Source organism: Globicatella sanguinis NBRC 15551 (assembly GCF_001552295.1).
In the GTDB taxonomy this organism is placed as follows: domain Bacteria; phylum Bacillota; class Bacilli; order Lactobacillales; family Aerococcaceae; genus Globicatella; species Globicatella sanguinis.
This window is the reverse complement of the sequence record NZ_BCQX01000107.1, coordinates 1-8,000: the sequence shown is the minus strand read 5'-3', so window position 1 is coordinate 8,000 and position 8,000 is coordinate 1. Positions and strand designations below refer to the sequence as shown.

7 protein-coding genes are annotated in these 8,000 nt (G+C 34.0%); all 7 read right to left on the bottom strand.

The genetic code is table 11. The annotated features are described in order from the left end of the window. Nucleotides 1-690: 690 nt before the first annotated feature. The 7 genes from rpsR to yaaA all read right to left on the bottom strand — a co-directional run bounded on the left by rpsR (nucleotide 691) and on the right by yaaA (nucleotide 7,789). On the bottom strand, nucleotides 691-924 hold the full coding sequence (rpsR, locus tag GSA01S_RS08385) for a 30S ribosomal protein S18 (RefSeq protein WP_066126588.1): 234 nt from the start codon (nucleotides 922-924) through the stop codon (nucleotides 691-693). Nucleotides 925-947: 23 nt separating this feature from the next. Next, entirely contained in the window at nucleotides 948-1,439 is a 492-nt protein-coding gene (ssb, locus tag GSA01S_RS08380) for a single-stranded DNA-binding protein (RefSeq protein WP_066126586.1), read from the bottom strand. A gap of 38 nt (nucleotides 1,440-1,477) precedes the next feature. Beyond that, a complete protein-coding gene (rpsF, locus tag GSA01S_RS08375) occupies nucleotides 1,478-1,777 on the bottom strand; it encodes a 30S ribosomal protein S6 (protein ID WP_066126585.1) in 300 nt (99 codons plus the stop codon). 145 nt (nucleotides 1,778-1,922) lie between these two features. Beyond that, complete coding sequence (gene gyrA, locus GSA01S_RS08370; RefSeq protein WP_066126583.1) at nucleotides 1,923-4,472, bottom strand: DNA gyrase subunit A; 2,550 nt, start codon at nucleotides 4,470-4,472, stop codon at nucleotides 1,923-1,925. A 27-nt stretch (nucleotides 4,473-4,499) separates the two neighbouring features. Beyond that, the gene (gene gyrB, locus GSA01S_RS08365) at nucleotides 4,500-6,410 is read right to left on the bottom strand and encodes a DNA topoisomerase (ATP-hydrolyzing) subunit B (protein ID WP_066126580.1); all 1,911 of its coding nucleotides are present in this window, start codon (nucleotides 6,408-6,410) and stop codon (nucleotides 4,500-4,502) included. 4 nt (nucleotides 6,411-6,414) lie between these two features. Beyond that, nucleotides 6,415-7,557 (bottom strand): DNA replication/repair protein RecF, encoded by a 1,143-nt coding sequence (recF, locus tag GSA01S_RS08360; RefSeq protein ID WP_066126578.1) that lies wholly within the window; start codon nucleotides 7,555-7,557, stop codon nucleotides 6,415-6,417. Beyond that, the gene (gene yaaA / locus GSA01S_RS08355) at nucleotides 7,547-7,789 is read right to left on the bottom strand and encodes a S4 domain-containing protein YaaA (protein ID WP_066126577.1); all 243 of its coding nucleotides are present in this window, start codon (nucleotides 7,787-7,789) and stop codon (nucleotides 7,547-7,549) included. Before yaaA ends, recF begins: the two co-directional genes overlap by 11 nt. Between the last annotated feature and the right edge of the window lie 211 nt (nucleotides 7,790-8,000).

Sequence of the window (8,000 nt, the reverse complement as noted above, 5' to 3'; positions counted from 1 at the left end):
TTAATTAATAGCGCAGGGAGTGAGTGGCCTCAAGCTGCGTCTTAATGACTTATTTGAGGCCTACCCCCTTTATCCTTAAATAATTAGGAGTAAATATCTATCAGATAAATCTAAGGCTCGAATGGTCGTATTATACCTATTAACCATTCATTCAAAAGCGATCCAAGGTAACTAATCCTGTTGATTTTTTCCAAATAATCAACCCATAATGACTAATTAAAACATTCGTTCTTGCTTAAGATTCGTCTTAAATAATTATAATTCCATTTGGTAGTTAGAAATATAACTTTTATAAGATGAGTTAGTATCCTAAATTTATTTCTAATGACAATAGAGCTATTCAATTTTTGAAAGAGGGCACAAACAATAAAAACATCTTATGTAATGTTCGGCCTTTAGTTAGACTGTTCAAATTGTTCTTTATCATCCAGTTACATTTAATTTCTAAAAAAACACAAAACTATTAGGACTATATATAGATTCAGTCTAACTAAAGCAACTTTTTAAAGATAATTAAATACAAATATTAACATAATCATTAAAGAACCGGAGCAGTATACAGGACAAGGTGATAGTCTAATATGGTTTGTCCTAATTTAAAGCCATATCAAAAGCCGAGAAACATCTCATTTTGAAATGTTTCTCGGCTTTTTCTCTGGAATTTTAATTCCAGGTTACAAATATTATTTTTTAGTCTTGTACAGAGAATGGTAATAATCCCATAATTCTTGCACGTTTAATTGCTAATGTTAAAGCACGTTGATGTTTTGCACATGTACCAGTTACACGACGAGGTAAAATTTTACCTTTTTCTGATACAAAACGTTTTAATAATTCAACATCTTTGTAATCTGGGTGATCAATATGGTTTGCACAGAAAAAACATACTTTTCTTCTGCGTCTTCCTCCACGACGTTGTGCCATGTTTTATTCCTCCTTAAATTCTGTTAAAATGGTAAATCGTCCTCAGAAATATCAACCGATGATCCATTGAAATCCTCAAATGGAGAAGATGATTGATTAAAATCATTATTGAACGAATAGTTATTTTGTTGACTTGATTGATTATTATAATTTGAATTTCCAAAGTTAGATGATGCTGGACCTTGATCATTTCTTTGTGATCTTGATTCTACAAAATAGAAATTATTTACATAAACTTCTGTTGTGTAAACTCTTTGGCCTTGTTGATTTTCATAACTACCTGTACGGATATTACCATCTACAGCAATTTTAGTCCCTTTTTGTGCATAACGAGCTAAAATGTCTGCGGCACCGCGCCAAATAGTACAATTAATAAAATCGGCATCATATTCACCTTGTTTATTTTTATAGTTACGATCGACAGCAAGTGTAAAACGGCCTACTGAATCACCTTGTGGTGTTTTTCTTAAGTCAATATCACGAGTTAGACGTCCAATCAATTGTACATTATTCATAACAAGGTCCTCCTTTGAAATGTTTCACGTGAAACAAATTAGTCTTCAATTTTAACAATCATGTGACGTAAAATGTCACGGTTGATTAAAGCTAAACGAGCGAATTCGTCGATACCTTTTGCATCAGAAGCTTCAACGTTTACTAAGTGGTAAATACCTTCTTTATAATCGTTAATTTCGTATGCGAAGCGTCTTTTCGCCCAGTCTTTAGATTCAACAACTGTCGTACCATTGTCTGTTAGAATTTTATCGAAACGCTCAACTAATTCTTTTTTAGCGTCATCGTTTAAGTCAGGACGAATGATATATAAAATTTCATATTTTGTTGTTTGACTCATTACTGTATACCTCCTTTTGGTCTTTTGGCTCTATTCAAGATAGAGCAAGGAGCGATAGCAAATTAATGCTAATTACTCACATTTATTAATTATACCGTGAAATGATTTTTATTTCAATACCTTTTTATTAGATGTTGAAAAATGGTTATTCTTCTAATTCTGAATCATTTTCAGCAATTATGTCGTCGTTTTCTTCCGTACCCTCATCATTAGCATCTTCTAGTGTTGCAACTTCTTCTTCCTCATCATCTGTTTTGATGATTTTTGTAATAGAACTTACTATCGCATTATCATCGACTCTTATCATTTTTACCCCTAAAGTGGCTCTAGAGGTTTGAGAAATACTGTCAACATTGAATCGAATAATAACCCCTTGGTCGGTCATTAACATTAAATCTTCAGCTTTTGGATTATCTATTGTTACAATACCCGCGAGTTTACCACTTTTCTCACTAATATTAGAAGTTTTAACCCCTAATCCACCACGGTTTTTAATGCTATATTCAGTAGCTGCTGTACGTTTACCATAACCTTTTTCAGTGACAACTAAGACCTCACTGTCTGGTTTTAATAAAGCGGCCCCTACAACATAGTCGCCTTCGCGTAATTTCACACCACGAACACCCGTTGCTGTTCGTCCCATTACACGTACATCTTCTTCATTGAAAGCCATCGCATTGGCGTTATGAGTACCAATAATAATATTTTCACCACCATTGGTTACTAGGACTTTGATTAACTCATCTTCTTCACGCATATTAATCGCACGTAACCCATTATTGCGGATACTTGTAAATTCATTGGCATCAGAACGTTTCACGACACCATGTTTCGTCACAAAGAATAAGTATTTATCGGTTTCCTTTCCTTCTGAACGAACTTTAATCATTTCTTTAACATATTCATCTTTTTCGATATTAATTAAATTGACGATTGGTAATCCTTTAGCTGTTCGTCCATATTCCGGAATATCATAACCTTTGGTGCGGTATACTTTTCCTAAATTCGTAAAGAAGAGGAGAGTATCATGTGTTGAACATGAAATTAATGATTGAATTTCATCATCATCAGTTAATCCCATCCCTTTTACGCCTCGACCACCACGATTTTGTACTTGGAATTCATCTTGGGTCATACGTTTAATATAACCATTAGTTGTTAATGCAATTAAAACATCTTCTTCTTCAATTAAATCTTCATCTTCAATATTAGTTAATTCTCCAACACGTAATTCCGTACGACGTTCATCGTCAAATCTTAATTTAATATCCGCCAATTCATCTTCTATAATCTCAAGAACGCGCGTTTCATTTGCTAAAATATCTGTTAAATCTTGAATTAACGCAATTAAATCATCGTATTCTTTATCGATTTTTTCACGTTCTAAACCAGTTAAACGAACCAAACGCATATCTAAAATCGCTTGCGCTTGAATAGGTGTTAAATTAAAACGTTCAATTAAAGTATTTTTAGCTATTTCCGCTTCTCTTGAACCGCGAATAATTGCAATTACTTCATCGATTACATCTAAAGCGATACGTAATCCTTCTAAGATATGCGCGCGATCTTCTGCTTTACGTTTTTCAAAAGCAGTACGACGACGAATAACTTCAACTTGATGGTCTAAATATTTTTCTAAGATTTCTTTTAAAGAAAGTACTTTTGGAACACCTTTATCAATGGCTAGCATATTAAATCCAAAAGATACTTGTAAAGCTGTATATTTATATAAATTATTTAAAACGACATTGGCACTGGTGTCTCGTCTGACATCAATGACAATTCGCATACCTTCACGGCCTGATTCATCAGCAACATAAGTAATACCTTCGATACGCTTTTCCCTGGCTAATTCAGCAATTCTTTCAACAACTTTTGCTTTATTTACACCATAAGGAATTTCAGTTACAACAATCCGTTCACGATCATTCGAAAGTTGTTCAATTTCTACTCGTGAGCGAATAATTATTTTTCCTTTTCCGGTTTCATAAGCTTTACGAATACCTGATTTACCCATTACGATAGCGCCTGTAGGAAAATCGGGACCAGGTAATACTTCCATTAATTCATTGACTGTTACCTCAGGGTTTCTCATTAATAAATTTAAAGCATCAATTACTTCACCAAGGTTATGCGGAGGGATGTTGGTTGCCATCCCAACAGCAATCCCACTTGTTCCATTTACTAATAAATTAGGGAAGCGTGCAGGTAATACAACGGGTTCTTTCTCTTCTTGAGAGTAGTTTTCTTGGAAATCAATCGTATCTTTATTGATGTCTTTCAACATCTCTAGGGCAATTTTACTCATCCTTGCTTCTGTGTAACGCATCGCAGCGGCACCATCTCCATCGACAGAACCAAAGTTCCCGTGACCATCGACTAACATTTGTCGATAGCTGAAAGGTTGGGCCATCCGAACCATTGCTTCATAGATAGCAGAGTCACCGTGTGGGTGATATTTCCCCATAACATCCCCAACAATCCGCGCTGATTTTTTATAAGGTTTATCAGGTGTTACACCTAATTCATTCATTCCATAAAGAATACGACGATGAACTGGTTTTAATCCGTCACGAACATCGGGAACCGCACGAGCCACAATAACACTCATCGCATAATCTAAGAATGAATTACGCATTTCGTCTGGTAAATTTATCGTTTCGAAATCTCTTTTTTGATCAAACAATTCACTCATTCATTATTTTTCCTTTCTATTCGTTTTCTAGATATCTAAGTTTTTAACAAAAACAGCATTTTCTTCTATGAAATTACGACGTGGTCCTACTTCGTCTCCCATTAACATGTCCATAACTTGATCCGCTTCACGCGCATCTTCAACTGACACTCTTAACATACGGCGATTTTCTGGATTCATTGTCGTTTCCCATAATTGTTCATAATTCATTTCTCCAAGACCTTTATAACGTTGTAAAGAATAACGTGCATCAGGGTTTTCTTTTTGCCATTCGCGTAATTCTTCATCCGTTGCGATATAAATTTCTTTTTTACCTTGTTTAATTTGATACAAAGGTGGTTGAGCAATATACACATAACCTGCATCTAATAATGGACGCATGTAACGGAAAACTAGCGTTAATAATAGCGTACGAATATGAGCGCCATCGACATCGGCATCGGTCATAATAATTAATTTATGATAACGAGCTTTGGCAACATCAAATTCACCACCAAAACCAGTTCCCATTGCCGTAAATAATGAGCGTATCTCTTCATTATTTAAAATTTTATCCATTGAAGCTTTTTCAACATTTAAAATTTTTCCTCGTATTGGTAGGATGGCTTGGAACATTCTCGAACGTCCTTGTTTCGCTGATCCGCCTGCAGAATCCCCCTCGACAATAAACAATTCAGATTGTTCAGGGTCTTTGCTTGAACAGTCTGCCAATTTTCCTGGTAAATTAGCAATCTCTAGAACATTCTTTTTACGGGTCATTTCTCGTGCACGTTTAGCTGCCATTCTTGCTTTAGCAGCTAAAATACCTTTATCTACAATAACTCGAGCAATTTTAGGATTTTCCATTAAAAATTGTTCAAAACCAGCAGAGAAAATCCGGTCCGTAATGGTTCTCACTTCTGAATTACCTAGTTTTGTTTTGGTTTGTCCTTCAAATTGTGGATCTGGATGCTTAACTGACAAAATTAAAGTGAGTCCTTCACGCACGTCTTCACCACTTAAATTTTCATCGTTATCTTTAAGCAAATTAGACTTTCTTGCATAATCATTGATGACACGGGTTAAAGCCGTTTTAAAGCCAGCTTCGTGCGTTCCACCTTCATGTGTATGAATGTTATTTGCAAATGATAAAATATTGGTATGATAAGAATCAGTGTACTGCATCGCAATTTCGACTTGAATGCCTTCGGCTTCATCTTCTAAATAAATAGGATTTTCTACAATTGCCTGTTTATTTTCATTTAAATATTCAACATAGCTTTTAATCCCACCTTCGTAATGGAAGCTATTCTCTTGTTCACGTTCATCACGAACGTCTGTAATAGTCAGTCTCAATCCTTTATTTAAGAATGCTAACTCACGTACTCTTTGCATTAATTTAGCATAATTAAAATCAATCGTTTCTCTAAAAATAGTAGGATCAGGTAAAAAGTTTACACGTGTTCCCGTTTCAGTTGATTCACCTACTTCGGTTAAATCGTTTAATATTTTTCCGCGTTCAAATTTTTGTTGATAAATCTTGCCATTTCTTGACACTTCAACCGTTAAATAAGAAGAAAGGGCATTAACAACAGAAGCACCTACCCCGTGAAGTCCTCCAGAAACTTTATAACCGCCACCGCCGAATTTACCACCCGCATGTAAGACAGTAAACACTGTTTCAACAGCTGGTCTACCTGTCTTGGCTTGAATATCAATTGGGATACCACGTCCATTATCGATGACAGTGACACTATTATCTTTTTCAATAATGACTTCAATATGTGTACAATATCCTGCCAAAGCCTCATCAATTGAGTTATCGACAATTTCCCATACTAAATGATGTAACCCTTCACCACTTGTTGAACCAATATACATCCCTGGTCTTTTTCTAACGGCTTCAAGTCCTTCTAGAACTTGTATCTGATCAGCATTATATTGTTGTTGTTCTGTCATTTTATTACTCCTTATCTGGTTGAATTATTTCATTATTGATTGAAACAGAGCCCTTTTTTATATAGAAAATTTGCGGGTCCTCTAATTGATGTATTTTTAGCCCATGTATCGTTGCAGTAGTTAAAAAGGTTTGCACTTTCCCTTCAATTTGTTGCATAAGTAACAACTGTCTTTGATCGTCTAATTCCGATAAAACGTCATCTAGCAGTAAGATAGGATATTCCCCTCGAATTTGATTAAACAACTCAATTTCGGCTAATTTAATACTTAACACGATCGTCCGTTGTTGTCCTTGAGAACCAAAAAATTGAGCAGGCTGATTATTAATATAAAATATTAAATCATCTCGATGGGGGCCATAAGCTGTCACACCAGTTTCTTTTTCTCTTTTAAGAGATTGTTTGAAGAGGGTTGTCAATTGTTGCGATAAAGTTGAAAGGGAATCATAATCTAATTTTGAACTACTTGCCTGATATTTAAGTGATAATTGATCACGCTCATTTGATAATTGATAATGAATAGGAAAGGCTAATTTTTCTAATTGTTGAATAAATTGCGCACGATATTGAATAACTTTTGTTGCTTTTTCAATTAATTGCGTTGTGAGGACATCAAAAAATAGTTCATCGAATTGTTTAGAATAACCAAATTGTTTTAAATACTGATTACGTTGTTTTAAAATTCGATTATACTGTTGTAGTTCATTTAAATAGACTGGTTGTGATTGTCCAATTTCGACATCTAAGAAACGTCTACGAAGTGAAGGAGATCCTTTTATTAATTGCATATCTTCTGGAGCAAATAAAATTACATTCAATTGACCCACAAATTGACTTAATCTCGCTTGCTCAATGTGGTTAATTTTAGCAATTTTTCCTTTTTTATTTAAAATAATTTCTAATGGAAATTCATAAGATTTGTTTTCTACGATGGCTTTAACAATGGCATGTTCTTCATCCCAAAAAACCATTTCTTGGTCACGATTAGTACGATGACTTTTTGCTAAAGACAATAAAAAAATTGCCTCAAGGAGGTTGGTTTTACCTTGGGCATTCTCTCCTGTTAAGATAATTAATCCATCATTAAATTCTAGCTTTGTATGGCGATAGTTACGATAATTAATTAATTCAATTTCTTTAATTTTCATTTTTTTGTATTGGAGATGAAATCGTTACTTCAAGATTTTCATTTAAAAATGAAATCACATCTCCAGTATATAATTTTTTACCTCTTCGATTTTCAGGTTCGCCATTTAAGGTTACCGGAAATTCACTTAGATACCATTTAGCCATACCACCACTTGAAATAATGGATTCAAACTTTAATAATTGACCTAAAGTTATAAATTCCTCTTCAATTTTAATTATCTTTTTCTCCATGAACTCACCTATTCATTCTATTATTTCTTGTCAATCTTATAATTAGCTATATCTTAAATTATACATCTTTTATCGTAAAATCACAAATAATTCTAAAAAAAAGGCGCTATTACAAAAGGAAGTGATTTTAGTATGTTTTGTTTATTTAACCTTATTATTAAAAATAAGTATCTTTTTTTAAATAATAAAGCATCAAAGAATAATTTTTCGG

Coding starts and splice junctions, on each gene's coding strand:
- rpsR (WP_066126588.1), bottom strand. CDS start 924: ATGGCACAACGTCGTGGAGGAAGACGCAGAAGAAAAGTATGTTTTTTC.
- ssb (WP_066126586.1), bottom strand. CDS start 1,439: ATGAATAATGTACAATTGATTGGACGTCTAACTCGTGATATTGACTTA.
- rpsF (WP_066126585.1), bottom strand. CDS start 1,777: ATGAGTCAAACAACAAAATATGAAATTTTATATATCATTCGTCCTGAC.
- gyrA (WP_066126583.1), bottom strand. CDS start 4,472: ATGAGTGAATTGTTTGATCAAAAAAGAGATTTCGAAACGATAAATTTA.
- gyrB (WP_066126580.1), bottom strand. CDS start 6,410: ATGACAGAACAACAACAATATAATGCTGATCAGATACAAGTTCTAGAA.
- recF (WP_066126578.1), bottom strand. CDS start 7,557: ATGAAAATTAAAGAAATTGAATTAATTAATTATCGTAACTATCGCCAT.
- yaaA (WP_066126577.1), bottom strand. CDS start 7,789: ATGGAGAAAAAGATAATTAAAATTGAAGAGGAATTTATAACTTTAGGT.